This is a genomic window from Massilia sp. 9I (genome assembly GCF_902506415.1).
In the GTDB taxonomy this organism is placed as follows: domain Bacteria; phylum Pseudomonadota; class Gammaproteobacteria; order Burkholderiales; family Burkholderiaceae_D; genus Telluria.
This window is the reverse complement of sequence record NZ_LR733275.1, coordinates 1314433-1338031: the sequence shown is the minus strand read 5'-3', so window position 1 is coordinate 1338031 and position 23599 is coordinate 1314433. Positions and strand designations below refer to the sequence as shown.

Here is a 23599-nt window from a genome sequence, read left to right as displayed (position 1 = left end):
GCAAAACAAAACGCCCCGCGGCATGTGCATGCCGCGGGGCGTTTTTACGTTGGAAGCCGGATTAGCGGGCTGCCATCGCGTTGCCGCTCGGTGCGAGCAGCGAGAAGCGGTGCTTCATGTCGGCGGCGGCCATGCGGAAGCGGGCCACTTCGCCCGGGTTCAGCGGTTGCTGGGCCAGCGACTTGAGCTTGCTCGGATCCTGGGCCTGGCCGGCGACGCGGAACTCATAGTGCAGGTGCGGGCCGGTCGACCAGCCGGTCGAGCCGACGTAGCCGATCACCTGGCCCTGGCTGATCCTGGCGCCCTTGCGCATGCCTGGAGCGATGCGGCTCATGTGGGCGTAGGCGGTGCTGTAGTTCGACCAGTGCTTGAGGACGACCTGGTTGCCGTAGCCGCCGCTGTTGCCGGCGAAGTCGACGGTGCCGTCGGCCGAGGCGCGGATCGGGGTGCCGATGGTGGCGGCGTAGTCGACGCCCTTGTGCGCTTTCCACTTGCCCGAGATCGGGTGCACGCGCATCGAGAAGCCGGAGGAGATACGGGAGAATTCGAGCGGGGACTTGAGGAAGGCCTTCTTCAGCGACTTGCCGTCCAGGCTGTAGTAGCCGCCCTGTTTGGTGACCGGGTCTTCGTACCAGACCGACTGGTAGGCCACGCCGCGGTTGACGAATTCGCCTGCCAGGATGCGGCCGGTCTTGACCAGTTCGCCATCGAGCCAGAAGGTTTCGTACACGACATTGAACCTGTCGCCGCGCTTGATGTCCGAACGGAAGTCGATGTTGGTCGAGAACATCTCGATCATCTGGCTGACGACCGAATCCGGCATGCTGCCGCCGTCGACATTGGAGTCGGTGGCCGAGTACAGCGAGCCGGTGATCACGCGCGAACGCATTTCGACGCGGCGTTCCAGCTTGGCTGGGGCCTCGAGGGCGACGAACTTGTCACCCTGGCGCTCGACCGAGATCTGGCGTGCATCGCCGGCCTTGCCGTCGGTGATCGTGGCGCGCATCGACAGCAGCAGGCCATTTTCATCGGTTTCGGCCTGGATCCGCTTGCCGGTCTTGAGCGACAGCAGGCGGCGGGCGGTTTTGTCGGAGCGGACGAATTTCTGGGCGTCGGCGTCGTCGACGCCAAGACGGTTGAAGAGGGAACCGAGCGAATCGCCGGGGCGGATGCGCTCTTCGTGGATGAATTGCTGCTCGTTTTGCTGGAGGGCGGCGATCTGGTCGGCCAGGTTCGGCAGTTCCAGGTCTTGCTCGATCGACTTGACCGGCATGTCCGCCGCGTCCGGAACGATCGGGGCCACGGCGACGGCGCCGAAGGCGCACACGCTCAGGAACGCAGCGCCGGCGCTGATGATGCGCGCCTTGCGGGTCTGTGGCACCAGCTGGAGCAGGCTTTGACGGGTGATTTTCTGTTTAAGGTTCATGCAATCAGTTAAAATTTGCGGCTGAACTTCCAGGATCTTTTCTCTTATGCTTCTGCAAAGTTATCTGCGGGAAACATAAAAACGATCGTGAATTATACCAAAAGAAGTGGTCCTACAACCGCTTTGGCCAATTTCCTACACGACTTTTATGACTTCAAATGTTTCGTCCGGTAACGGCGCACCGGTAAAAGCTTCTGCCCCCCTGCCGTTGACGGACAAGGTGCTCGAGGCGCTGGCCATCACCAAGCGCGGTGTCGATGAACTGCTGATCGAGAGCGAATTCGCCCAGAAACTGGCGCGCTCCGAGCAATCGGGCACGCCGCTGCGCATCAAGCTGGGCCTGGACCCGACTGCGCCCGACCTGCACCTTGGCCACACCGTGGTGCTGAACAAGATGCGCCAGCTGCAAGACCTGGGCCACCAGGTGATCTTCCTGATCGGCGATTTCACCTCGATGATCGGCGACCCGTCGGGCCGCAATGCCACGCGTCCGCCGCTGACCCGCGAGCAGGTCGAGGAAAACGCGATGACCTATTTCCGCCAGGCTTCCCTGGTGCTGGACGCCGCGCGCACGGAAATCCGCTACAACTCAGAATGGTGCGACCCGCTGGGCGCGCGCGGGATGATCCAGCTGGCTTCGCGCTACACCGTGGCCCGGATGATGGAGCGCGACGATTTCACCAAACGCTACAAGAGTGGGACACCGATCGCCGTGCATGAGTTCCTGTACCCTTTGATGCAGGGCTACGACTCGGTCGCTTTAAAGGCGGACTTGGAACTTGGGGGCACGGACCAGAAGTTCAACCTCCTGGTTGGCCGTGAATTACAGAAAGATTACGGTCAAGAACAGCAATGCATCCTGACCATGCCGCTGCTCGAGGGCCTGGACGGCGTCGAGAAGATGTCGAAGTCCAAGAACAACTACATCGGCATCACCGAAGCACCGAACACCATGTTCGGCAAGCTGATGAGCATTTCGGACGACATGATGTGGAAATACTACGATCTGCTGTCCTTCCGCTCGATCGCCGAGATCGCCCAGGTCAAGGCCGAGGTGGCCGGCGGCGCCAATCCCCGCGATGCGAAAGTGGCGTTGGGCAAGGAAATCGTCACCCGCTTCCACTCGGCCCAGGCCGCCGAGGAAGCGCTGGCCGACTTCGTCAACCGCTCCAAGGGCGGCATCCCGCACGATGTGCCGGAAGTCAGCCTGTCGGGCGCGCCGCTGGGCGTGGCCCAGCTGCTGAAAGCTGCCGGCCTGTGCGCTTCCACCTCGGAAGCGATGCGCATGGTCGACCAGGGAGGCGTGCGCATCGACGGCGCCGTGGTCGGCGACAAGGGTTTGCAGGTCGAGGCCGGCACCTTCGTGATGCAGGTGGGCAAGCGCAAATTTGCGCGTGTGACTCTGTCCGCATGATCGGGCTGCTGCAACGCGTCACTGAAGCCAGCGTGCGCGTCGACGGTGAAACCGTCGGCGCAATTGGCCCCGGCCTGATGGTGCTGGTGTGCGCCGAGAAGGGCGACACCGAGCGCGAGGCCGAGGCCCTGCTGGCCAAGCTGCTGGGCTACCGCGTGTTCTCCGACGAGGCCGGCAAGATGAACCGCAGCGTGACCGATACTCAGGGCGGCCTGCTGCTGGTGCCCCAGTTCACCCTGGCGGCGGATACCAAATCGGGCACGCGGCCCTCGTTCTCGCCGGCCGCCGCGCCGGAAGACGGGCGGCGCCTGTTCGAGCATGTCGTGCGCCAGGCCCGCGAACGTCATGGCATTGTCCAGACCGGTAAGTTCGGCGCGGACATGAAAGTCTCGCTCGTCAACGATGGTCCTGTCACTTTCTGGCTGCAGGTTGATCCCGTCGGTGTTGGGCGTTGAAACCCGCGCCTTGAACTAGGGTCAATAGCATCAAGGGCTGGGAGGACGTATGCGCATCTGGAGCGATTCATTTACCGAGGGCGAGCAGATTCCGCCTGAGTGTGCCTTTGCCGAGATCGATCCCGGCAGCCACGTCAAGCTGTCCAGCAACCGCAGCCCGCACCTGGCCTGGGAGGACGTCCCGGCCGGGACCAAGTCGCTGGTGCTGATCTGCCACGACCCCGACGTGCCCTCCGTGGGCACGGATGTCAACCAGGAAGGCAAGACCGTCCCGGCCTCGCTGCCGCGGGTCGACTTCTTCCACTGGTCGCTGGTAGACATTCCGCTCTGCCTCAAGTCCCTGTCCGAAGGCATGTTTTCGGACATGGTCACGCCGCACGGCAAGTCCGGTCCGCTGGTGCCTTTCACGATCAAGAACGGCACCGAACACCAGCTGCGCCAGGGCATCAACGACTATACCGGCTGGTTCGCCGGCGACCCCGACATGGCCGGCGAGTACTACGGCTACGACGGGCCGTGCCCGCCATGGAACGACGAACGGGTGCATACTTACGTCTTCACGCTGTACGCGCTCGACATTCCGCGCCTGCCGCTGGTAGGGCGCTTCACTGGTGCGGAACTGCGCCTGGCGATCCGCGGCCACATCCTGGACGAGGCGCGTACCTTCGGCGTGTATTCGCTGAATCCCGACGTCGCATCCACATTAACCTAGACGCCCCGAGGTTCGGGCGAACGAACCTCATGCTTTCGAACGACAACGCAGCAAGCACCACCATCCTCCTGATCCGCCATGGCGAAACCGCCTGGAATGCCGAAAAACGGCTGCAGGGCCACCTCGACATCGCCCTGAACGCCGAAGGCGAACGCCAGGCAGCGCTGCTCGGCGCCGCCCTGGCGCTTGAGCCCATCGACCACGTCGTCGCCAGCGACCTGCTGCGGGCGCATCAGACCGCCGAAGCGATCGCGCGCGGGCGCGGCATGGCGGTCGGCACCGATCCCGCGCTACGCGAACGTTGCTACGGCGGTTTCGAAGGGCTGCTGTACAGCGAGATCGCGGCGCGCTTTCCGCTCGAATTCGCCGCCTGGCAGGCGCGCGACGTCGACGCCGTGCTGCCGCTGGGCGCGAACCGCGGCGAGACGTTCCGCCAGTTCTATGAGCGGACGACTGGCGCGATCCTGGCGCATGCGGCGGCGCATTCGGGCAAGACCATCGCCCTGGTAGCGCATGGCGGGGTGCTGGAGTGCGCCTACCGGGCCGCGCTCGGCCTGCCGCTGGAGACGCCGCGCGACTTCAAGGTGCTCAATGCGAGCGTGAACCGCTTCGTGGCGGAGCAGGGCGCCTTGCGGCTGGTGAGCTGGGGCGAGGTGGGGCACCTGCAGCCGGCGGTGCTGGATGATTTGGCTTGAGTGGCTTCGGTGGGAAACTTGGATCCCGGCCTCCGCCGGGATGACGACGTTGGGGTTGTCGGTGAGTTGACATGGCCGATTTATAACCGTTAGCAGAAAGACCGTCGTTCCGGCGGAGGCCGGAACCCAATTTCCTCGCGCACCAACACAGCATCCTCGCACCCCAACCCGCACGGCCTACCCCCACTTCCACCGCCTGCCAATATCACACACGCAACAACATCCAAAAATTCTGCCGCTATTTTGAGCAGCGAATGAGGTAAAATAATAGGTTCCCCGAGAAACTTTAGAGACTTTTCCGCTGTGCAAATCGGTCCATACACCCTGCGTAACAATGTCTTCGTCGCCCCCATGGCCGGTGTGACGGACCGCCCGTTCCGCCAGCTGTGCAAGCAGCTCGGGGCCGGCTACGCCGTGTCCGAGATGGCAGCCTCCAACCCGCGCCTGTGGGCCAGCGAAAAGACCTCGCGCCGTACCGATCACACCGGAGAGATGGAACCGAAGGCGGTGCAGATCGCCGGCGCCGATCCGAAAGACCTGGCCGATTGCGCAAAGTTCAACGTCGAGCGTGGCGCCCAGATCATCGACATCAACATGGGTTGCCCGGTGAAGAAGGTCTGCAACAGCTGGTGCGGTTCGGCCCTGCTGCAGCACGAAGACCTGGTCGAGCGCATCCTGCACGCGGTGGTCGAGGCCGTCGACGTGCCGGTCACCTTGAAATTCCGTACCGGCTGGGATCGCCAGAACAAGAATGCCTTGAACATCGCCCGCATGGCGGAGCAGGCCGGTATCCAGATGCTGACCCTGCACGGCCGCACCCGCGCCGACGGCTATAAGGGCGATGCCGAATACGACACCATCCGCGCCGTCAAGGCGGCGGTAGGCATCCCGGTGGTGGCCAACGGCGACATCACGACCCCGGAAAAGGCGAAGTTCGTGCTCGATTACACCGGCGCCGACGCCGTGATGATCGGCCGCGCCGCCCAGGGCCGTCCCTGGATCTGCCGCGAGATCGACCATTACCTGCGCACGGGCGAACACCTGCCGGCCCCGCTGGTCGAAGAGGTACGCGGCCTGATGAACGAACACCTGCCGGCGCACTACGCCTTCTATGGCGAGTATGTCGGCGTGCGCACGGCTCGTAAACACATCGGGTGGTACGTGCAGGACTTGCCGGGCGGGCAAGAATTCCGCCAGCGCATGAACCTGCTGGAATCGACTGCCGAGCAGTTGGCAGCGGTCGACGCGTTTTTCAAATCGCAACTCCGGCTTGGCGAGCGGTTACAATACCGGCCCGCTCATGTTGCCGATGAGGCGATGGCAGCATAAGTGCAGGTAATAGCAGCATAAAAAGTAGGCATAAGAATCAGAATAAAACGGGGACACGCTGCACAAGCAGCGAGCAATCATTAACCAGGATGAAGCAGCAGAGAACATGAGCAAAGAAAGTATCCAGGAAGTCGTCCAGAAAAGCCTCGAGGACTATTTCAACGATCTGGGCGAGCAGAAACCGACGAACATCTACGACATGATGGTCCTGACGGTGGAAAAACCGGTCCTTGAAGTGGTCATGACGCGCGCCGACGGCAACCAGTCGCACGCGGCGCAGATGCTGGGCATCAACCGGAATACTTTGCGCAAGAAACTCCAGGAGCACGGGCTCCTCTAAGCTCATTTGCATGGCGTGGCCGTGCGTCTGGGCGCGGCCGGTTCACCGTCCGCGCGCCCGGATGCCAGAATTCTTAACAACAGGCCTCACCATGATCAAACAAGCACTGATTTCCGTCTCCGACAAAACCGGCGTCCTCGATTTCGCGAAGGCGCTGTCGGCTCTCGGCGTCAACATCCTGTCCACCGGCGGCACCGCGAAGCTGCTGCAGGAAAATGGCGTGCAAGTGACTGAAGTCGCCGACTACACCGGCTTCCCGGAAATGCTCGACGGCCGGGTCAAGACCCTGCACCCGAAGGTCCACGGCGGCATCCTGGCGCGCCGCGACCTGCCGGAGCACGTCGCCAAGCTCGACGAACACGGCATCCCGCAGATCGACATGGTCGTGGTCAACCTGTACCCGTTCCAGCAGACCGTCGCCAAGACCGAGTGCTCGCTGGAAGACGCGATCGAGAACATCGACATCGGCGGCCCGACCATGCTGCGCTCGGCTGCCAAGAACCACCGTGACGTGGTCGTGGTCGTCGACCCGGCCGACTACGGCGTGGTGCTGGCCGAGATGAAAGGCACCGGCACCAGCGCCGGCCCGGTCAGCTACGAGACCAAGTTCCGCCTCGCCAAGAAAGTCTTCGCGCACACCGCCCAGTACGACGGCGCGATCACCAACTACCTGACCAGCCTGGGCGAAGACCGCCTGCACGCGACCCGCTCGAGCTATCCGCAGACCCTGAACGTGAGCTTCGAGAAGGTCCAGGACATGCGCTACGGCGAGAACCCGCACCAGGGCGCCGCCTTCTACCGCGATCTCGTGAGCACCCCGGGCGCGCTGGCCAACTACCGCCAGCTGCAGGGCAAGGAACTTTCGTACAACAACATCGCCGACGCCGATGCGGCCTGGGAATGCGTCAAGTCGCTCGGTGGCCTGGGCCAGCCGGCCGGCTGCGTGATCGTCAAGCACGCCAATCCCTGCGGCGTGGCGATCGGCGTCGATGCGCTGGACGCCTACTCGCGCGCACTGCAGACCGACCCGACCTCGGCTTTCGGCGGCATCATCGCCTTCAACGTCGAAGTCGACGGCCGCGCCGCCGAAGCGGTGGCCAAGCTGTTCGTGGAAGTGCTGATCGCGCCGTCGTTCACGGCAGAGGCGCGCCAGATCATGTCGGCCAAGCAGAACGTGCGCCTGCTGGAAATCCCGCTGGGCGAAGGCCAGAACGCGTATGACCTCAAGCGCGTTGGCGGCGGTGTGCTGGTGCAGGCGCCGGACGCCAAGAACGTTGGCCTGGGCGAACTGCGCGTGGTCAGCAAGAAGCAGCCGACCCAGCAGCAGCTGCAGGACCTGATGTTCGCTTGGCGCGTCGCCAAGTTCGTGAAGTCGAACGCCATCGTGTTCTGCGCCAACGGCATGACCCTGGGCGTCGGCGCCGGCCAGATGAGCCGCATCGACTCGGCGCGCATCGCCTCGATCAAGGCGCAGAATGCCGGCCTGTCGCTGGCGGGCTCGGCGGTGGCCTCGGATGCGTTCTTCCCGTTCCGTGACGGGCTGGATGTGGTGGTGGATGCGGGCGCGACCTGCGTCATTCACCCGGGCGGCTCGATGCGTGACCAGGAAGTCATCGATGCGGCCGACGAGCGCGGCGTCGTGATGCTGTACACCGGCACCCGCCACTTCCGTCACTGATGTCGTGGGTGGGCGGTGATACCGCCCACCATCGTGGTATGCTTGACCACACACTGTGTTTTTGCACAGTATTTTTTCCCACGAACACCCTCCAGCCGTATATCATTCCACAATGATTATTCTCGGCATCGACCCGGGCCTGCGTACGACGGGGTTCGGCGTCATCGAAAAACACGGCAGCAAACTGCGCTACATCGCGTCCGGCACCATCAAGACCGGTAGTGAGGGAGCGCTGCCGCCGCGGCTCAAGGTCATCCTGAACGGCGTGGGCGAAATCGTCTCGGCCTACCAGCCGGGCTGCGCGGCCATCGAAAAAGTCTTTGTCAACGTCAACCCGCAGTCCACGCTGCTGCTGGGCCAGGCGCGCGGAGCGGCCATCACGGCCCTGGTCGGCGCCGACCTCGACGTGGCCGAATACACGGCGGTGCAGGTCAAGCAGGCCGTGGTCGGCACCGGCAAGGCGGCCAAGGCGCAGGTGCAGGACATGGTGTCGCGCCTGTTGAAACTCCCGGGCCTGCCCGGCACCGACGCGGCCGACGCGCTCGGCGTCGCGATCTGCCACGCCCACAGCATGGATGCGCTGTCGATGATCGGCGCGCTGTCGCCGACCACCAGCACGCTGCGCATGAAACGCAGCCGCCTCGTTTAAGAACAACAGGAAACTACATGATCGGTCGTCTCTCCGGAACCCTGCTCGAAAAAGCGCCGCCCCACGTGCTGGTGGACTGCAACGGCGTCGGCTATGAAGTCGACGTTCCGATGAGCACCTTCTACAACCTTCCGCACACCGGCGAAAAAGTGGTGCTGTTCACCCACCTGGTGGTGCGCGAGGATGCCCACCTGCTGTTCGGTTTCGGCACTGCTTCCGAGCGTGCGCTGTTCCGCCAGCTGATCAAGATCACCGGTATCGGCGCCCGCATGGCCTTGTCGATCCTGTCGGGCATGTCGGTGGCCGACCTGTCCCAGGCCGTCACCTTGCAGGAAACCGGCCGCCTGGTGAAGGTTCCGGGCATCGGCAAGAAGACCGCCGAACGCCTGCTGCTGGAGCTGAAGGGCAAGCTGGGCGCCGACATCGGTGTGGTCGGCGGGGCAGTGCGTGACGACGCCCAGGCCGACGTGCTCAATGCGCTGATCGCTTTGGGGTATTCTGACAAGGAAGCGCTCCTGGCGATCAAGAACATGCCGGCCGGTAGCAGCGTTTCCGACGGCATCAAGTTCGCCCTCAAGGCACTGTCTAAAGCATGAGTATCCAGACCGACAATTTCACCGAACAGCGCGTGATCGACGCGGCCCCGGCGTCGCCGAACGAAGAGGCGATCGAACGCGCCTTGCGTCCCAAGCAGCTGGACGAATACGTCGGCCAGGCCAAGATCCGCGACCAGCTCGAAATCTTCATCAGCGCCGCCCGCAAGCGCCGCGAAGCGCTCGACCACACGCTGCTGTTCGGGCCGCCGGGCCTCGGTAAAACCACGCTGGCGCACATCATCGCGCGCGAGATGGGCGTCAACCTGCGCCAGACCTCGGGCCCGGTGCTGGAGCGTCCGGGCGACCTGGCCGCGCTGCTCACCAACCTCGAGCCGAACGACGTGCTGTTCATCGACGAGATCCACCGCCTGTCGCCGGTGGTCGAGGAGATCCTGTACCCGGCGCTCGAGGACTACCAGATCGACATCATGATCGGCGAGGGCCCGGCCGCGCGTTCCGTGAAGCTGGACCTGCAGCCGTTTACCCTGGTCGGCGCGACCACCCGCGCCGGCATGCTGACCAATCCGCTGCGCGACCGCTTCGGCATCGTGGCGCGTCTCGAGTTCTACAACGTCGAGGAACTGACCAAGATCGTTCTCCGCAGCGCCGCTCTGTTGGCGGCGCCGATCAACGAAGCCGGCGCACGCGAAGTGGCCAAGCGCGCCCGCGGCACGCCGCGTATCGCCAACCGCCTGCTGCGCCGCGTGCGTGACTACGCGGAAGTGAAGGGCACCGGCGAGATCACCGTCGACATGGCCGACCGCGCACTGAAGATGCTCGATGTCGATACCGTCGGCTTCGACGTCATGGACCGCAAGCTGCTGGAAGCGGTGCTGTTCAAGTTCGCGGGCGGCCCGGTGGGCATCGGCAATCTGGCGGCGGCGATCGGCGAAGCTGCCGACACCATCGAGGACGTGCTGGAACCCTATTTGATCCAGCAGGGCTACCTGCAGCGTACGCCGCGTGGACGGATCGCTACGCCGCTGGCCTATCAGCACTTCGGCGTGACGGCGCCGCGCATCAGCCCGACGGGCGATTTGTGGGATAACCTGCCGCCTGCTTGAGAGTCCCTGGTGGCCCCTCTCGACACGCCTTGAATGGACGAACCGAGACGAGCATACAAGCTGTTGAGTTTAGCGATGAATAACCTGGGACTGGTGCTGCGCCGACGTTGAGAATCGCTCGGCAAATCCAATCACTTCTGCAAGAGGCTCGTGTTCGTGCGACGTTGTGACAATCGTGTGCTCACCAAGCCCTTCATCGTTCACGCAAGCCCAATCGAGAGCGTTCTCCCACTCCCTGGCGCCTACGCAGATTACACAGAACAGCTCGATTCGGGCTGCGATCAGGTCGCGCAAGAATTGTTCGTCGCGTTCAGGAACATAGCCGGAGAGCGAAACCAGAACGATTTTCCCGGAGTAGGTCATGCCTGCCTTTCAGCTTTCCGCTCGTGCTTGACAGCACTTCATTGCGACCGGTTGTTTCCTCTGTCGTACGTGCGCTAGAGGCCCACGGACCCGGCCCTTAGAGGACGACGACCTCAGGTCTGCTTCTCATTTTTGTCATCCCTTTACACAAAATGCGCCATGCGAATTATCCGTCCATCGTGCTTTGCAATCTCAACTTCAAACGTCCCCCCATAAGCCACAGACTCCGGCAGGGTGCCTTCGACCTTCCAGACCGTGCCATGGCGTTTAAGCGTTACCTTAAACGGCCGCTGTTTGTCGATATTCTCCCGACCGTATATCGGAATCAAGACGGCATAGGCGATTTGCTCGGCAACCTTCGCATTGGGAACGTATCCTTCAGGCGGACGATAATTTTCTTTGCCAGTCGGCTTTAAACTTTGTGCAGTAGTGAAGCTCGGCGACCCAAGCAGGCCTACCAGCACCAGCGCTATTAGATATTGCTTCATTGCGCACTCCTGCAGTTCTAACTCATTCCAAGGAGGATAGCAGGCTAATTCACTTCGTAGCCGGTAAGGCGCCAAGATCGAAATACAAACGGTGGCCATAGACCATCGAACCTTAGGTACGTGACAGTCGCAGTCGCCTCCGACTCCCCCATGTAGTCGAAACCTTCGCAGATCACGCCCTCGCACACCTGTGCCTCAATCGCGGAAGGCCTACCGATAAGCTCAGGTTGCGCTGTATAAGTCGCGTATGGCTCCTTTAGGGCAAGCCGCCGCCGCACTAATCACTTGACGCCGGCCAGCCGATCGCCGCCGCCCGCCGCAGGCTCGCCTTGACCACCAAACGGTGGAAGGGCGCGATCACGAACAAATAAGTCCGCCCCAGCAGGTTATGGCAATGCACGACGGTGGTCACTGTCAGCTCCTGCGGCCCGCACAGGAAGGACACCCTGAAGTCGAGATGGCTGTCGTCCTCACCCAGCACGATCTCGTTCTCGCTCCTGCTGTAGATCCGAAAGATGCCGACACGCTCGGCCTGCTCCCTGCTGGCCAGCTGCGCCAGCTGTCGCGCCGTCTTGAGGCCGAAGCAGGCGACGATCATGTCGCGCAGGCTAGTGAGCCTGTCGATCCACGCCGGCTGGTGCGACACGATGAAGCGGGCCAGGGTCTCGGGGTCGCGCGATGCGTGGGCGGGCAGCGCGATCGCGAAGGCATCCGCAAGATGGACCGGCTCATAGAGCCCGGTGACGCCGGACTGGGAGGGCGGTAGCACCTCGACGGGGGCAGTGGCTTCGATAGGCATGCGGGCAGCTCCGGAGTGAGGTTCAGCGCCTGCAGTATGGAACCTGGGCGATGGATGATCAATGCAGGCTGCATCGCCTGCGCTTTTTGTCATGACAATTGTCATGACAAACTGATGGCGCATGCTTCTACAGGCGCCTGCCGCTTTTTCGCATACTGGCCACATACCAACCCATGCGAGGAACACATGAAGTCCACCGCCCTGAAAGCAGTCGCCACCGCCGCCGTCCTCCTGATGGCCGCATCCGCCAATGCCGCTCCGACCCTGGTCCATGACGTGCGCGTCTTCGACGGCGAGCGCGTGCACGAGCACCGCTCGGTCCTGTTCGACAAGGGCGTCATCGTCGACGCCGACTTCAAGGGCAGTGCGCCGCAAGGCGCGCGTGTGGTCAGCGGCGCCGGTCGCACCCTGCTGCCGGGCCTGATCGACGCGCATACCCACGCCTTCCGCTTCCACGAGCTGCCGGTGCTGTTCGGCGTCACCACGCAGATCGACATGTTCACCGAGGTCGGCATGATGAAGAAGGCCAAGCAGGAGATGGCCGAGGGCCGCAACCACGCACACGCCGACCTGTTCTCGGCGGGCACCCTGGTCACCGCGCCGGGCGGCCACGGCACCCAGTTCGGCATCGCGATCCCGACCATCACCAAGGCCGAAGACGCACAGGCTTTCGTCGACGCGCGCATCGCCGAGGGTTCGGACTTCATCAAGATCGTGATGGAAGGCGGCTACGGCTACAAGTCGCTCGACCTGGCGACCGTGAAGGCCCTGATCAAGGCGGCGCACAAGCGCGGCAAGATGGCGGTGGTCCACATCAGCAACGAGCAGGATGCGCGCGCCGTGCTGGAAGCCGGCGCCGACGGGCTGGTGCACCTGTTCACCGGCGCCTCGGCCGATGCGCAAGGCCTGGCCAAGCTGGCGCGCAGCAAAAATGCCTTCGTGATCCCGACCTTCGCGGTCCTTGAGAGCATGGCCGCCTTCCGCGGCGACGACCTGCTCGCCAACCCGGCCTTCGCCGCGCTGCTCGACAAGGATGCCCAGGCGCCGCTCAAGGCGCGCTACGGCAATGAGGCAAAACCGGCGCTGCTGGTGGCCCCGAAAGCGGTGACCGTGGCGATGGTCAAGGCCGGCGTGCCGGTGCTGGCCGGGACCGATGCGGGCAACGCGGGCACCCAGTATGGCGTGAGCATGCACCGCGAACTGGCGGCGTTGGTGGAGGCCGGCATGACGCCGTCGCAGGCCTTGAGCGCCGCCACCAGCGCACCGGCCAAGGCCTTCAAGCTGGGCCAGCGCGGGCAGGTCAAGCAGGGCTACAAGGCCGACCTGCTGCTGGTCGAGGGCAATCCGGCCAGCGACATCCTGGCCACGCGCCGCATCGTCGAAGTCTGGAAGGATGGCGAAAGCGCGAACGGCCTGGTAGAGGCCCAGCGCCAGCTGGTGGCCAAGGCGGCGCAGGAAACGCAGGGCGCCAAGCCCCTGGCGCTGCCGGCGGACGGCCGCATCAGCCAGTTCAGCGACAAGCGCCTGGGCAGCCCCTTCGGCATGGGATGGGGACCATCGACCGACAGCTTCGCCGGCGGCAAATCGACGGTGAAGCTGGCCGCGCAGCCGGCGCTGCCGGACGGCCAGGTGCCGCTTGCGATCAATGCGACGGTGGCGCCTGGACTGCCCTTCGCCTGGTCGGGCGTGGCCTTCATGCCGGGCGCCCAGCCGATGCAGCCGGTGAACCTGAGCGCGGCCAAGGAGGTACGGTTCAAGGTACGCGGCGACGGCAAGACTTACCAGATCATGGCGATGTCGCAGGGAGTACAGATGCCGGGTGCGAAATCCTTCGTGGCCGGCCCTGACTGGACTGAAGTCACCATCCCCTTCAGCCAGCTGAAAGGCATCGATCCGGCGGCCGTCACCATGTTAGGATTCAACGCCGGCCCGCAGCCGGGCGAGTACCGCTTCGAGATCGCCGACGTACGCCTGCTGCCATAAAGAGAATACCAGCCAGAAGAAGACGACGATGAACAGGATCATGCATGTGCTGAAGGGGCCGTGGGTGCCGGCGGAGCAGGGCAGGATGCCGTACTTCTGGCTGCTCAGTCTTGGCTACATGGGCTGGAAGTACGCCTACGTCACGCCGAGCGCCCTGGAACTGGCCATGCTGGTCCTGACGCTGGCGGTGTTCGTGCCCCTGTACTTCTTCAGCTACTGGGCGCGCGGCTGGCAGGTCTACGCCTGCATGCTGGCGGGCTGCCTGATCGGCACTGCCTGGGTGCGCTGGAACCCGGGCGCGGCCACCTTCTTCATCTTCGCCTGCGCCATGGCGGCCGGGATCGAGCGCATGAAGCAGGCCACGCTGGCGATCGGCGCGGTCGTCGTCTGCGCGCTGCTCGCCTCCCTGCAGCTGACGCAGACGCGCTTCCTGTTCCTGATGCCGATCCTGACCATCAGCCTGCCGGTGGGCGTCGGCGCCGTGATGGATGCGCGCCTGCGCCGCTCGCGCGAGCAGCTGATGCGCAAGCAGGAAGAGGTCGAGCACATGGCCACCATCGCCGAGCGCGAACGGATCTCGCGCGACCTGCACGACCTGCTCGGCCATTCGCTGTCCCTGATCGCATTGAAGGCGGAGTTGGCGCGCAAGCTGGTGCACCGCGACGTCGATGCCTGTGCCCGCGAGGTGGGCGACATCGAGACCAGCGCGCGCCAGGCCCTGGCCGAGGTGCGCGCCGCCGTCACCGGTTACCGCGAAAAAGGGCTGGCGAGCGCACTGGCCAGCGCCCGCGCCAGCCTGGCGGCGGCCGAGGTCCGGCTGGAAGAGAAAGTCGAACGCTTCGAGCTGGCGCCGGCCGCCGAGAACGTGGTGGCGCTCACCTTGCGCGAGGCGATCACCAACGTGGTGCGCCATGCCGGCGCGAGCCGTTGCAGCGTCTCGCTGGCGCTGGAACACGGCGTGGCCGTGCTGCGCATCCTGGATGACGGCAAGGCGCGCAGCGAAGCCGATATCCGCCACGGCAACGGCTTGTGCGGCATGCGCGAACGCGTGGCCTCGGTCGGCGGGAAACTGGCCGTGCGCGCCCATGCCGGCCTCGAACTCGAACTGCGCATCCCCACTGGAGCACCCGCATGATCCGCATCCTCCTTGCCGAAGACCAGACCCTCGTGCTGGGCGCCATGGCCGCGCTGCTGCGGCTCGAGCCCGATTTCGAGGTGGTCGGCGCCGCCACCAACGGGCGCGAAGCGCTCGCGATGTGCGAGCAGCTGGCGCCCGACATCGTCCTGACCGATATCGAGATGCCCTTGATGACGGGCCTGGAACTGGCGGCCCAGCTCAGGGAGCGCCGGCTGGCGGCGAAGGTCGTCGTGGTCACCACCTTCGCGCGCAGCGGCTATCTGCGGCGCGCGCTGGAGGCCGGGGTGCGCGGCTACCTGCTGAAGGATGCGCCGGTCGACGCGCTGGCAGCCGCGATCCGCGCGGTGCACGGCGGCGGACGCGCGATCGCGCCCGAGCTGGCGCTGGAAAGCTGGAGCGGCGGTGACGATCCGCTGACCGAGCGCGAACGGCAGGTGCTGCGCCTGGCGGGGGAGGGGCGCTCCAGCTCCGACATCGCACGCCAGGTGCACCTGTCCGAAGGCACGGTGCGCAACTACCTGTCCGAGGCGATCAGCAAACTGAATGCCGCGAACCGGGTCGAAGCCTATCGCATGGCGCGCGACGCCGGCTGGCTGTAGCCGTCCGCGCGGCCCGGGACCTGCTTACAGGTGGTGCAGGACCGGGGCGCGGTGCTGGCGTTTTTCGCGGGCGCGCACGCGGCTCGGGCTCGGTTCCCCCAGCAGCAGGAAAGCCATCACCAGCGAAATGATCATGGTGAAGCAGAGCAGCGCGCCGCTCATCCACAGCGCGATCGGCTCGGCGCTGCGCCAGAGGGTCGCCATCCCGGCCAGGAAGGGCAGGACCAGCAGCATGGCGCACAGGCGCGCCAGCGCCGGCGAGCGCTTGATGCGGTGCCCGGTCATGCCGATGAAGAAGAAACTCGACGCGGCCAGCAGCATCGCCGTCAGCAGGAAGGCGGAGCGCGACAGCTCGGGCAGGTCGGCGCCCCGCGGGACCAGCACGGCGGGCGGGGCGACCAGCACCAGCAAGCCTGCGACCAGGCAGGCAAGACGCAAGAAGATCATTTGATTTCCTCGTTAGAAGTTCGTGTGCGTACAACTCAGCAGTAACGAGACAATAGCGAAATTACAATTTACGCGGCGCGCGAATGGAAGAGCTCAGTGGCTGACGCTTTTCGAGAACAGGTTGATGACCGCCACGCCGGCGATGATCAAGGCGAGGCCGGCCAGGGCGGGCAGGTCGAGGCGCTGCTGGTAGACGATCCAGCTGATCAGGGAAATCAGGATGATGCCGACGCCCGACCAGATCGCGTAGGCGATGCCGTTGGGTAGCACCCTGAGGCTGAAGGTCAGCAGGTAGAAGGAGATGGCGTAGCATCCAACCGTGACCAGGCTGGGCAGCGGGCGGGTAAAGCTGTCGGATGCCTTGAGCGCGGTGGTGCCGATGACTTCGGCGACGATGGCAAAGGCGAGGAAGAGGTAGGCCTTGGCGGGGGACATGGAAACGGCAGGGCGGCCCGCAGGCCGCCCCACATAGCGATTACTGCTCGCGCACCCAGGTCTGGGTACGGCCGAACATCGGCGCGCCGATGTAGCCGCGCACGTCCAGCTTGCTGCCATTGTCCTTCAGGGTCAGCTTGCTCTTGTAGGTCTTGCCCTTGGCCGGGTCGAGGATCTCGCCGCCGGTGTACTCGTTGCCGTCCTTCTTGAGGCCCCACAGGATGGTCATGCCGATGATCGGCTGGTCCTTGCGCGCGCCGTCACAGGAGGTGCACTTCGGGTTCTGGTCCTGGTCGGCCGGACGGAACAGCTTGTCGATCTTGCCGGTCAACACACCGTTCTCTTCGGTGATGCGCACGAGCGACTTCGGTTTGCCGGTTTCGTCGTCGATCGTCTTCCATACGCCTGCGGGCGAAGCGTTCTGTGCCCACGCTGCGGGCATCGCGAACATCATGGCAATCAGGCCTGCCTTCATCAGTTGTCGCATCTTGGGGTCTCCAGAATTGTTGTTGGTACGGCAGAGTGTAGCAAACCCTGTTCACCAAGTGGATGGCGGAATCCGAGGATTCCTTCCAATCGCAACACCGACCCTGCGCCGGGTGGCGGTGACAGTCGGTGACTTTCCGCCTGCTGTCACGCCGTTACAATGCCATTTTCCCTTAGGAACCCCACTCTCGTGAAACTCATCGCCTCCCTGATTCTGCTGTCGACCGCCTTGTCCGTTCCTTCCGCCCAAGCCGCCGCAGCGGCTCCTGTCATGAAGGTAAACGACCTGGCCACCGCCTTCCAGCAGGTGGCCGACCGCAACGCCGGCGCACCGGATGCCGCGGCGCGCGATTTTCGCGAGACGATCGTACCGCGCTTCCCGCAGTTCTACGGTCTGCAGCGTTACGGCGGCAAGCTTACGGAGGCCCAGCAGGACGCCCGGGTGGCCAAGGCATTCGCGGACTTCCCGGCGATCCGCGGCGCCTACATCAAGAAGGTGGCGGACTTCACCCGCGACCTGCCGCGGCACATCGCAAGCTTTCGGGCCGAATTCCCGGATTATCCGGCCAGCACCGATATCTGGTTCCTGCACTCGCTCGGCGAAATGGATGGCGGCACGCGCACCTTCGACGGCAAGCGCTTCTTCGTCTTCGGCGCCGATGTGATGGTGAAGGCCCACGGAAACGGCGACGAGGCGGCCTTCTTCCACCACGAGCTGTTCCATGACTATCAGGCCTTGCAATGCGGTAGTCAGGACCGGGTCTGGTCCCTGCTGTGGGAAGAGGGACTGGCCACCTATGTGGCCTTGCGCCTGAACCCGAAGGCGAGCGAAGCAGAGCTGCTGCTCGACCTGCCGATCGGCCTCGTGCCGGATACGCGCAGGCAGCTGGGGCGTGCGCTGGACGACCTGCACGCAAAACTCGACAGCAGCGCGGAAGAAGCGCTGGCCGGCCTGTTCCAGCGGCGCGGCGACCTGACCGGCCTGCCGGCGCGGCGCGGCTACTACCTGGGCTACCTGGTGGCGGAAGAGATCGGGAAGGGCATGAGCATGCGCCAGATGGCGAAGCTCGATTGCGAGAGCGCGCGCAAGGCGGTGGCCGACGCGGTGGAGAAGCTGCGCGGTAAGGTGGGCGGCTAAGCCGCCCACCCTACAAAAAAAACGCGGCCTCGGCCGCGTTTTTCATGTCGCTTACGCCGCCGGCAGTTTCGCCAGCTGCTCCTGCATCTTGGCCAGCGTCGCCGAGAAGTTTGCGACGCGTTCCTTCTCCTGCTCCACCACCGCGGCCGGGGCGCGGGCGACGAAGCTTTCGTTGGACAGCTTGCCGCTGGCTTTGGCGATCTCGCCCTGCAGGCGCGCAATCTCTTTCGACAGGCGCTCGCGCTCGGCGGCGACGTCGATCTCGACCTTCAGCATCAGCTTGGTGGTGCCGACGATCGACACGGCGGCCGGCGACTCCGGCAGCGCGTCGACGATCTGCACCTCGGCCAGCTTGCCCAGCGCCTGAATGTACGGTGCGAACAGCGCCATGCGCGCGCGGTCTGCATCGTTGCCCGCCTCGACGAACAGCGGCACGCGCACCGACGGCGACAGCGACATCTCGCCGCGCAGGTTGCGGGTGGCGTCGATCAGGGCTTTCAGCTGTTCCATCCAGGCTTCCGCCTCTTCGCTGACGAAGGAGGTGTCGGCCAGCGGGTAGGGCTGCAGCATGATGGTGTCGCCGGTCTTGCCTGCCATCGGCGCGATCGCCTGCCACAGCGCTTCGGTGACGAACGGGATGATCGGATGCGCCAGGCGCAGCACCACTTCCAGCACGCGCAGCAGGGTGTGGCGGGTGGCGCGCTGCTGCGCTTCCGTGCCCTGCTGGACCGAGACCTTGGCCAGTTCCAGGTACCAGTCGCAGTACTCGTACCAGACGAAGTTGTAGATGCTGCTGGCGATGTTGTCGAAGCGGTAGTCGGCAAAGCCCTTGGCGATATCGAGTTCGACGCGGTTGAGCAGCGAGATGATCCAGCGGTCGGCCTGCGACAGGTCTTCCGGATTCGGCTGTCCGCAGTCCTTGCCTTCCGTGTTCATCATCACGAAGCGGGTGGCGTTCCACAGCTTGTTGCAGAAGTTGCGGTAGCCTTCGCAGCGGCCAAGGTCGAAGTTGATGTTGCGGCCCAGCGAAGCGTAGCTCGCCATGGTGAAGCGCACGGCGTCGGTGCCGAAGGACGGGATCCCTTCCGGGAACTCCTTGCGGGTCGCTTTCGCGATCTTGTCGGCGGCGCGCGGGTCCATCAGGCCGGTGGTGCGCTTGGCCACCAGCGACTCGAGGTCGATGCCGTCGATCAGGTCGATCGGGTCGAGGGTATTGCCCTTCGACTTCGACATCTTCTGGCCCTGGCTGTCGCGCACCAGGCCGTGCACGTACACGGTCTCGAACGGCACCTTGCCGGTGAAGTGGGTCGTCATCATCACCATGCGGGCGACCCAGAAGAAGATGATGTCGAAGGCCGTCACCAGCACCGACGAAGGCAGGAAATGCTTGAGGTCCGGGGTTTCTTCCGGCCAGCCCATGGTCGAGAAGGGCACCAGGGCCGACGAGAACCAGGTGTCCAGCACGTCGTCGTCGCGGCGCAGGGCACCCGTGATGCCTTGCGCGGCGGCCTTGGCCTGCGCTTCTTCTTCGTCGCGGGCGACCACGATCTCGCCGTTCTCGCCGTACCAGGCCGGGATGCGGTGGCCCCACCACAGTTGGCGCGAGATGCACCAGTCCTGGATGTTGCCCAGCCACTGGTTGTAGGTGGTGGTCCAGTTCTCCGGCACGAACTTGATCTGGCCGTTGGCGACCTTTTCCAGGGCTACTTCGGTGATCGACTTGCCCGGGTTGAAGGTGCCTTCAGGCGCCGGTTTGCTCATGGCGACGAACCACTGGTCGGTCAGCATCGGCTCGATGACGACGCCGGTACGGTCGCCGCGCGGGACCATCAGCTTGTGCGGCTTGACCTCTTGCAGCAGGCCTTGCGCGTCGAGGTCGGCGACGATCTGCTTGCGCGCGGCGAAGCGGTCCAGGCCCTGGTACTGGGTCGGGCCGTTTTCGTTGATCTTCGCGTCCAGCGTGAAGATGTTGATCGGCGCGAGGCCGGCGCGCTGGCCGACTGCAGCGTCGTTGAAGTCGTGGGCCGGGGTGATCTTCACGCAGCCGGTGCCGAATTCCTTGTCCACATAGCTGTCGGCGATCACCGGGATCTGGCGGCCGGTCAAGGGCAGCGTGAGCAGCTTGCCATGCAGGTGGAGGTAGCGCTCGTCGGTCGGGTCCACGGCCACGGCGACGTCGCCGAGCATGGTTTCAGGACGGGTGGTAGCAACGGTCAGGTGGCCCGAGCCGTCGGCCAACGGGTACTTGATGTACCACATCGAGCCATCTTCTTCCTGCGAATCCACTTCCAGGTCCGACACCGCGGTGCCCAGCACCGGATCCCAGTTGACCAGGCGCTTGCCGCGGTAGATCAGGCCCTGTTCGAACAGTCGCACGAAGACTTCGGTAACGGTCTTCGAGCGCGGCTCGTCCATCGTGAAATATTCGCGCTTCCAGTCGGGCGAGGTGCCCATGCGGCGCATCTGGCCGGTAATGGTGTTGCCCGACTTTTCCTTCCACTCCCAGACCTTCTCCACGAAGGCTTCGCGGCCCAGGTCGTGGCGCGAGATCTTCTGCGCGTCGAGCTGGCGCTCCACCACGATCTGGGTGGCGATGCCGGCGTGGTCGGTGCCCGGTATCCACGCGGTGTTATAGCCGCGCATGCGGTAGTAGCGGGTCAGGCCGTCCATGATGGTCTGGTTGAAGGCATGGCCCATGTGCAGGGTGCCCGTCACGTTCGGCGGCGGCAGCTGGATGGCGAAGGACGGCTTGCCGTCTTCCATGCTGGCGGTGAAGTAACCGCGCTGCTCCCATTCGGTGCGCCAGTATTGTTCAATGTCTGCAGGCTCGAAAGACTTGGCTAATTCCATGATCGTAATGGTGAAGTGGTTGATCGCGTAAGAACGCGTGAAAACGATGCGAAAACGAACATTATAGAGGAGGAGCCGAGGGCGTCACGAGGAGGCTTCCGAATCCAGCGAAATTTCTCATAAATATTCCCATGTATTCATGTTATAGACTCATAATATTTACACATGAATAATTAACGCGCTATAATCCGCCCCGCTGCCGACATGGGCAGCACACGCTAGGGGTCCTGCGGGCGCGTTTGCGCTGCGTGGGTGAGAAATACCCTCTGAACCTGATCTGGATAATGCCAGCGAAGGGAAGCTTCCGAGATGCCGGTCGTGCCCGCACGCGCCTGCCCGCCGTCTCCGCCTCCTTTGCTGGCTCCTACGCAAAGGAGCCACATGAATGCACCTCTGAAGTTCGACGCCGCGACCGCCACGGTCGACCAGGCGGCAATCGAACCTTTCCCCAACTCGCGCAAGGTCTACATCGAAGGCAGCCGGCCCGACATTCGCGTGCCGATGCGCGAGATCTTCCAGTCGCCCACGCCGGACAGCTTCGGCGGCGAAGCCAATCCGCCGCTGTTCGTGTACGACACCTCCGGCCCCTACACCGATCCGCAGGCGCGGATCGATGTGCGGCGCGGCTTGGGCACGCCGCGCCTGCCCTGGATCCTCGAACGCGACGATACGCTGGAGCTGGCGGGGCCGACGTCCGCCTACGGCCAGGCGCGCCTGGCGGATCCCGCGCTCGCGCCCTTGCGCTTCGAGCTGCAGCGCACGCCGCGCCGCGCCCGCGCGGGCCGCAACGTCACCCAGATGCACTATGCCCGCCAGGGGATCGTGACACCCGAGATGGAATTCGTCGCCCTGCGCGAGAACCTGCGCCGCAAGGAATACCTGGCCGCGCTCGTCGAGTCCGGGCCGGTCGGGGCGCGTGTGGCCAGCCTGCTGGGCCGCCAGCATCCGGGACAGTCTTTCGGCGCCAGCATTCCGCATGAGATCACGCCGGAGTTCGTGCGCCAGGAAGTGGCGCGCGGACGCGCCATCATCCCGGCCAACATCAACCATCCGGAAGTCGAGCCGATGATCATCGGCCGCAACTTCCTGGTGAAGGTCAACGCCAACATCGGCAACTCCGCCGTGACGTCGTCGATCGGCGAGGAAGTGGAAAAGATGACCTGGGCGATCCGCTGGGGCGCCGACAACGTGATGGACCTCTCGACCGGCAAGCACATCCACGAGACGCGCGAATGGATCATCCGGAATTCGCCGGTGCCGATCGGGACGGTGCCGATCTACCAGGCGCTGGAAAAGGTCGGGGGCAAGGCCGAGGAACTCACGTGGGAGATCTACCGCGACACCCTGATCGAACAGGCGGAGCAGGGCGTCGACTACTTCACCATCCACGCCGGCGTGCGCCTCGCCTACGTGCCGATGACGGCCAAGCGCCTGACCGGCATCGTCTCGCGCGGCGGTTCGATCATGGCCAAGTGGTGCCTGGCGCATCATCGGGAATCGTTCCTGTATACGCATTTCGAGGAGATCTGCGAGATCATGAAGGCCTACGATGTTTCCTTCAGCCTGGGCGACGGCCTGCGTCCGGGTTCGATCTTTGATGCCAACGACGAAGCCCAGCTGGCGGAGCTCAGGACGCTCGGCGAGCTCACGCAAGTCGCATGGAAGCACGACGTGCAAACCATGATCGAGGGCCCGGGCCACGTGCCGCTGCACCTGATCAAGGAGAACATGGACCTGCAGCTTACCCAGTGCAGCGAGGCGCCGTTCTACACCCTCGGGCCGCTCACCACCGACATCGCGCCCGGCTACGACCACATCACCTCCGGCATCGGCGCCGCCACCATCGGCTGGTACGGCACCGCCATGCTGTGCTACGTCACACCCAAGGAGCACCTGGGCCTGCCCGACAAGCAGGACGTCAAGGACGGCATCATCACCTACAAGATCGCGGCCCACGCCGCCGACCTGGCCAAGGGTCATCCGGGTGCACAGATGCGCGACAACGCGCTGTCTAAGGCGCGCTTCGAGTTCCGCTGGGAAGACCAGTTCAACCTCGGCCTGGACCCGGACAAGGCGCGCGCCTTCCACGACGAGACCCTGCCCAAGGATTCCGCCAAAGTCGCTCACTTCTGCTCGATGTGCGGCCCCCATTTCTGCTCGATGAAGATCACGCAGGAAGTGCGCGAGTACGCGGCAGCCAGCGGCGTGGCCGAAGAAGCCGCGCTGGCCAAGGGCATGGAAGAAAAGGCGATCGAGTTCGTGCGCGGCGGCGCGAAGCTGTACCGGGAGCTGTGATGCTGGACATCGAACTGAACGGCTCTCCCTACCAGGTGCCGCCCGATGTCTCGCTGCAGGAGCTGGCCGGCCAGCTCGGGCTGGCGGGGCAGGCGGTGGCGGTCGCGGTCAACCGCGAAGTGGTGCCGCGCCAGCGCTGGCCGGAGCGGCGCCTGCAGGCGCGGGACAAGGTGGACATCGTGCGCGCCATTGGCGGCGGATAAGAATGGAGGACATGACA

At 64.4% G+C, this 23599-nt stretch carries 24 protein-coding genes and 1 riboswitch; of the genes, 16 read left to right on the top strand and 8 right to left on the bottom strand.

The features are described from left to right. Window positions 1-61: 61 nt before the first annotated feature. Window positions 62-1426, bottom strand: a complete 1365-nt coding sequence (locus tag GV068_RS06080; protein WP_159696484.1) for a peptidoglycan DD-metalloendopeptidase family protein — start codon at window positions 1424-1426, stop codon at window positions 62-64. A gap of 148 nt (window positions 1427-1574) precedes the next feature. Between GV068_RS06080 and tyrS the strand changes: the two genes are divergently transcribed. The 10 genes from tyrS to ruvB all read left to right on the top strand — a co-directional run bounded on the left by tyrS (window position 1575) and on the right by ruvB (window position 10358). Then, entirely contained in the window at window positions 1575-2840 is a 1266-nt protein-coding gene (gene tyrS / locus GV068_RS06075; protein ID WP_159696483.1) for a tyrosine--tRNA ligase, read from the top strand. Further along, the gene (gene dtd, locus GV068_RS06070; RefSeq protein WP_159696482.1) at window positions 2837-3295 is read left to right on the top strand and encodes a D-aminoacyl-tRNA deacylase; all 459 of its coding nucleotides are present in this window, start codon (window positions 2837-2839) and stop codon (window positions 3293-3295) included. The genes tyrS and dtd overlap by 4 nt, the downstream gene beginning before the upstream one ends. 49 nt (window positions 3296-3344) lie before the next feature. Further along, window positions 3345-4007, top strand: a complete 663-nt coding sequence (locus tag GV068_RS06065; protein WP_159696481.1) for a YbhB/YbcL family Raf kinase inhibitor-like protein — start codon at window positions 3345-3347, stop codon at window positions 4005-4007. A 29-nt stretch (window positions 4008-4036) separates the two neighbouring features. Beyond that, window positions 4037-4702 (top strand): histidine phosphatase family protein, encoded by a 666-nt coding sequence (locus GV068_RS06060; RefSeq protein ID WP_159696480.1) that lies wholly within the window; start codon window positions 4037-4039, stop codon window positions 4700-4702. A 303-nt stretch (window positions 4703-5005) separates the two neighbouring features. Next, window positions 5006-6031 carry a tRNA dihydrouridine synthase DusB gene (gene dusB, locus GV068_RS06055; protein ID WP_159696479.1) on the top strand — a complete coding sequence of 342 codons (1026 nt, stop codon included), beginning with the start codon at window positions 5006-5008 and terminating at the stop codon, window positions 6029-6031. Window positions 6032-6137: 106 nt separating this feature from the next. Then, window positions 6138-6371: a helix-turn-helix domain-containing protein gene (locus GV068_RS06050; RefSeq protein ID WP_027865797.1), complete on the top strand. Its 234-nt coding sequence runs from the start codon at window positions 6138-6140 to the stop codon at window positions 6369-6371. Between the two features lie 91 nt (window positions 6372-6462). Continuing rightward, on the top strand, window positions 6463-8049 hold the full coding sequence (purH, locus tag GV068_RS06045; protein ID WP_159696478.1) for a bifunctional phosphoribosylaminoimidazolecarboxamide formyltransferase/IMP cyclohydrolase: 1587 nt from the start codon (window positions 6463-6465) through the stop codon (window positions 8047-8049). Between the two features lie 112 nt (window positions 8050-8161). Next, on the top strand, window positions 8162-8698 hold the full coding sequence (gene ruvC / locus GV068_RS06040; RefSeq protein ID WP_159696477.1) for a crossover junction endodeoxyribonuclease RuvC: 537 nt from the start codon (window positions 8162-8164) through the stop codon (window positions 8696-8698). Window positions 8699-8715: 17 nt separating this feature from the next. After that, window positions 8716-9294 carry a Holliday junction branch migration protein RuvA gene (gene ruvA / locus GV068_RS06035; RefSeq protein ID WP_159696476.1) on the top strand — a complete coding sequence of 193 codons (579 nt, stop codon included), beginning with the start codon at window positions 8716-8718 and terminating at the stop codon, window positions 9292-9294. Beyond that, window positions 9291-10358, top strand: a complete 1068-nt coding sequence (gene ruvB, locus GV068_RS06030) for a Holliday junction branch migration DNA helicase RuvB (RefSeq protein WP_159696475.1) — start codon at window positions 9291-9293, stop codon at window positions 10356-10358. The genes ruvA and ruvB overlap by 4 nt, the downstream gene beginning before the upstream one ends. Window positions 10359-10427: 69 nt before the next feature. On the opposite strand, the gene GV068_RS06025 is transcribed toward ruvB, so the two are convergent. The 3 genes from GV068_RS06025 to GV068_RS06015 form a co-directional block, all read right to left on the bottom strand. Next, window positions 10428-10721, bottom strand: a complete 294-nt coding sequence (locus GV068_RS06025) for a hypothetical protein (RefSeq protein ID WP_159696474.1) — start codon at window positions 10719-10721, stop codon at window positions 10428-10430. Between the two features lie 143 nt (window positions 10722-10864). Further along, window positions 10865-11209: an NTF2 fold immunity protein gene (locus GV068_RS06020; protein ID WP_159696473.1), complete on the bottom strand. Its 345-nt coding sequence runs from the start codon at window positions 11207-11209 to the stop codon at window positions 10865-10867. A gap of 277 nt (window positions 11210-11486) precedes the next feature. Continuing rightward, the gene (locus GV068_RS06015) at window positions 11487-12008 is read right to left on the bottom strand and encodes a DUF2867 domain-containing protein (RefSeq protein WP_159696472.1); all 522 of its coding nucleotides are present in this window, start codon (window positions 12006-12008) and stop codon (window positions 11487-11489) included. Window positions 12009-12194: 186 nt separating this feature from the next. Here GV068_RS06015 and GV068_RS06010 point away from each other — a divergent pair, with 186 nt between their 5' ends. From GV068_RS06010 to GV068_RS06000, 3 genes are read left to right on the top strand one after another with little or no spacing between them, the layout of a single operon-like run. Then, entirely contained in the window at window positions 12195-13991 is a 1797-nt protein-coding gene (locus GV068_RS06010) for a CIA30 family protein (protein ID WP_159696471.1), read from the top strand. A 28-nt stretch (window positions 13992-14019) separates the two neighbouring features. Continuing rightward, the gene (locus tag GV068_RS06005) at window positions 14020-15126 is read left to right on the top strand and encodes a sensor histidine kinase (protein ID WP_159696470.1); all 1107 of its coding nucleotides are present in this window, start codon (window positions 14020-14022) and stop codon (window positions 15124-15126) included. Further along, a complete protein-coding gene (locus GV068_RS06000; protein ID WP_159696469.1) occupies window positions 15123-15728 on the top strand; it encodes a response regulator transcription factor in 606 nt (201 codons plus the stop codon). Before GV068_RS06005 ends, GV068_RS06000 begins: the two co-directional genes overlap by 4 nt. A 24-nt stretch (window positions 15729-15752) precedes the next feature. Here GV068_RS06000 and GV068_RS05995 read toward each other — a convergent pair whose 3' ends face one another. The 3 genes from GV068_RS05995 to GV068_RS05985 form a co-directional block, all read right to left on the bottom strand. Next, complete coding sequence (locus GV068_RS05995) at window positions 15753-16175, bottom strand: hypothetical protein (protein ID WP_159696468.1); 423 nt, start codon at window positions 16173-16175, stop codon at window positions 15753-15755. 93 nt (window positions 16176-16268) lie between these two features. Next, window positions 16269-16610: a multidrug efflux SMR transporter gene (locus tag GV068_RS05990; RefSeq protein WP_159696467.1), complete on the bottom strand. Its 342-nt coding sequence runs from the start codon at window positions 16608-16610 to the stop codon at window positions 16269-16271. 40 nt (window positions 16611-16650) lie between these two features. Beyond that, on the bottom strand, window positions 16651-17097 hold the full coding sequence (locus GV068_RS05985; RefSeq protein WP_159696466.1) for a DUF2147 domain-containing protein: 447 nt from the start codon (window positions 17095-17097) through the stop codon (window positions 16651-16653). 189 nt (window positions 17098-17286) lie between these two features. Between GV068_RS05985 and GV068_RS05980 the strand changes: the two genes are divergently transcribed. Then, on the top strand, window positions 17287-18234 hold the full coding sequence (locus tag GV068_RS05980) for a hypothetical protein (RefSeq protein ID WP_159696465.1): 948 nt from the start codon (window positions 17287-17289) through the stop codon (window positions 18232-18234). A gap of 51 nt (window positions 18235-18285) precedes the next feature. Here the strand turns inward: GV068_RS05980 and GV068_RS05975 are convergent, their stop codons facing one another. Further along, the gene (locus tag GV068_RS05975; protein WP_159696464.1) at window positions 18286-21084 is read right to left on the bottom strand and encodes a valine--tRNA ligase; all 2799 of its coding nucleotides are present in this window, start codon (window positions 21082-21084) and stop codon (window positions 18286-18288) included. 210 nt (window positions 21085-21294) lie between these two features. Further along, window positions 21295-21400, top strand: a riboswitch (TPP riboswitch). Between the two features lie 65 nt (window positions 21401-21465). On the opposite strand from GV068_RS05975, the gene thiC reads away from it, so the two are divergent. After that, a complete protein-coding gene (gene thiC / locus GV068_RS05970) occupies window positions 21466-23379 on the top strand; it encodes a phosphomethylpyrimidine synthase ThiC (protein WP_159696463.1) in 1914 nt (637 codons plus the stop codon). Then, on the top strand, window positions 23379-23582 hold the full coding sequence (thiS, locus tag GV068_RS05965; protein ID WP_159696462.1) for a sulfur carrier protein ThiS: 204 nt from the start codon (window positions 23379-23381) through the stop codon (window positions 23580-23582). The genes thiC and thiS overlap by 1 nt, the downstream gene beginning before the upstream one ends. Window positions 23583-23599 lie beyond the last annotated feature (17 nt).

What these genes read in the sequence shown, in the direction of transcription:
- GV068_RS06080 (WP_159696484.1), bottom strand. Translation starts at nt 1,426, where the DNA reads ATGAACCTTAAACAGAAAATCACCCGTCAAAGCCTGCTCCAGCTGGTG.
- tyrS (WP_159696483.1), top strand. Translation starts at nt 1,575, where the DNA reads ATGACTTCAAATGTTTCGTCCGGTAACGGCGCACCGGTAAAAGCTTCT.
- dtd (WP_159696482.1), top strand. Translation starts at nt 2,837, where the DNA reads ATGATCGGGCTGCTGCAACGCGTCACTGAAGCCAGCGTGCGCGTCGAC.
- GV068_RS06065 (WP_159696481.1), top strand. Translation starts at nt 3,345, where the DNA reads ATGCGCATCTGGAGCGATTCATTTACCGAGGGCGAGCAGATTCCGCCT.
- GV068_RS06060 (WP_159696480.1), top strand. Translation starts at nt 4,037, where the DNA reads ATGCTTTCGAACGACAACGCAGCAAGCACCACCATCCTCCTGATCCGC.
- GV068_RS06050 (WP_027865797.1), top strand. Translation starts at nt 6,138, where the DNA reads ATGAGCAAAGAAAGTATCCAGGAAGTCGTCCAGAAAAGCCTCGAGGAC.
- purH (WP_159696478.1), top strand. Translation starts at nt 6,463, where the DNA reads ATGATCAAACAAGCACTGATTTCCGTCTCCGACAAAACCGGCGTCCTC.
- ruvC (WP_159696477.1), top strand. Translation starts at nt 8,162, where the DNA reads ATGATTATTCTCGGCATCGACCCGGGCCTGCGTACGACGGGGTTCGGC.
- ruvA (WP_159696476.1), top strand. Translation starts at nt 8,716, where the DNA reads ATGATCGGTCGTCTCTCCGGAACCCTGCTCGAAAAAGCGCCGCCCCAC.
- ruvB (WP_159696475.1), top strand. Translation starts at nt 9,291, where the DNA reads ATGAGTATCCAGACCGACAATTTCACCGAACAGCGCGTGATCGACGCG.
- GV068_RS06025 (WP_159696474.1), bottom strand. Translation starts at nt 10,721, where the DNA reads ATGACCTACTCCGGGAAAATCGTTCTGGTTTCGCTCTCCGGCTATGTT.
- GV068_RS06020 (WP_159696473.1), bottom strand. Translation starts at nt 11,209, where the DNA reads ATGAAGCAATATCTAATAGCGCTGGTGCTGGTAGGCCTGCTTGGGTCG.
- GV068_RS06015 (WP_159696472.1), bottom strand. Translation starts at nt 12,008, where the DNA reads ATGCCTATCGAAGCCACTGCCCCCGTCGAGGTGCTACCGCCCTCCCAG.
- GV068_RS06010 (WP_159696471.1), top strand. Translation starts at nt 12,195, where the DNA reads ATGAAGTCCACCGCCCTGAAAGCAGTCGCCACCGCCGCCGTCCTCCTG.
- GV068_RS06005 (WP_159696470.1), top strand. Translation starts at nt 14,020, where the DNA reads ATGAACAGGATCATGCATGTGCTGAAGGGGCCGTGGGTGCCGGCGGAG.
- GV068_RS06000 (WP_159696469.1), top strand. Translation starts at nt 15,123, where the DNA reads ATGATCCGCATCCTCCTTGCCGAAGACCAGACCCTCGTGCTGGGCGCC.
- GV068_RS05995 (WP_159696468.1), bottom strand. Translation starts at nt 16,175, where the DNA reads ATGATCTTCTTGCGTCTTGCCTGCCTGGTCGCAGGCTTGCTGGTGCTG.
- GV068_RS05990 (WP_159696467.1), bottom strand. Translation starts at nt 16,610, where the DNA reads ATGTCCCCCGCCAAGGCCTACCTCTTCCTCGCCTTTGCCATCGTCGCC.
- GV068_RS05985 (WP_159696466.1), bottom strand. Translation starts at nt 17,097, where the DNA reads ATGCGACAACTGATGAAGGCAGGCCTGATTGCCATGATGTTCGCGATG.
- GV068_RS05975 (WP_159696464.1), bottom strand. Translation starts at nt 21,084, where the DNA reads ATGGAATTAGCCAAGTCTTTCGAGCCTGCAGACATTGAACAATACTGG.
- thiC (WP_159696463.1), top strand. Translation starts at nt 21,466, where the DNA reads ATGAATGCACCTCTGAAGTTCGACGCCGCGACCGCCACGGTCGACCAG.
- thiS (WP_159696462.1), top strand. Translation starts at nt 23,379, where the DNA reads ATGCTGGACATCGAACTGAACGGCTCTCCCTACCAGGTGCCGCCCGAT.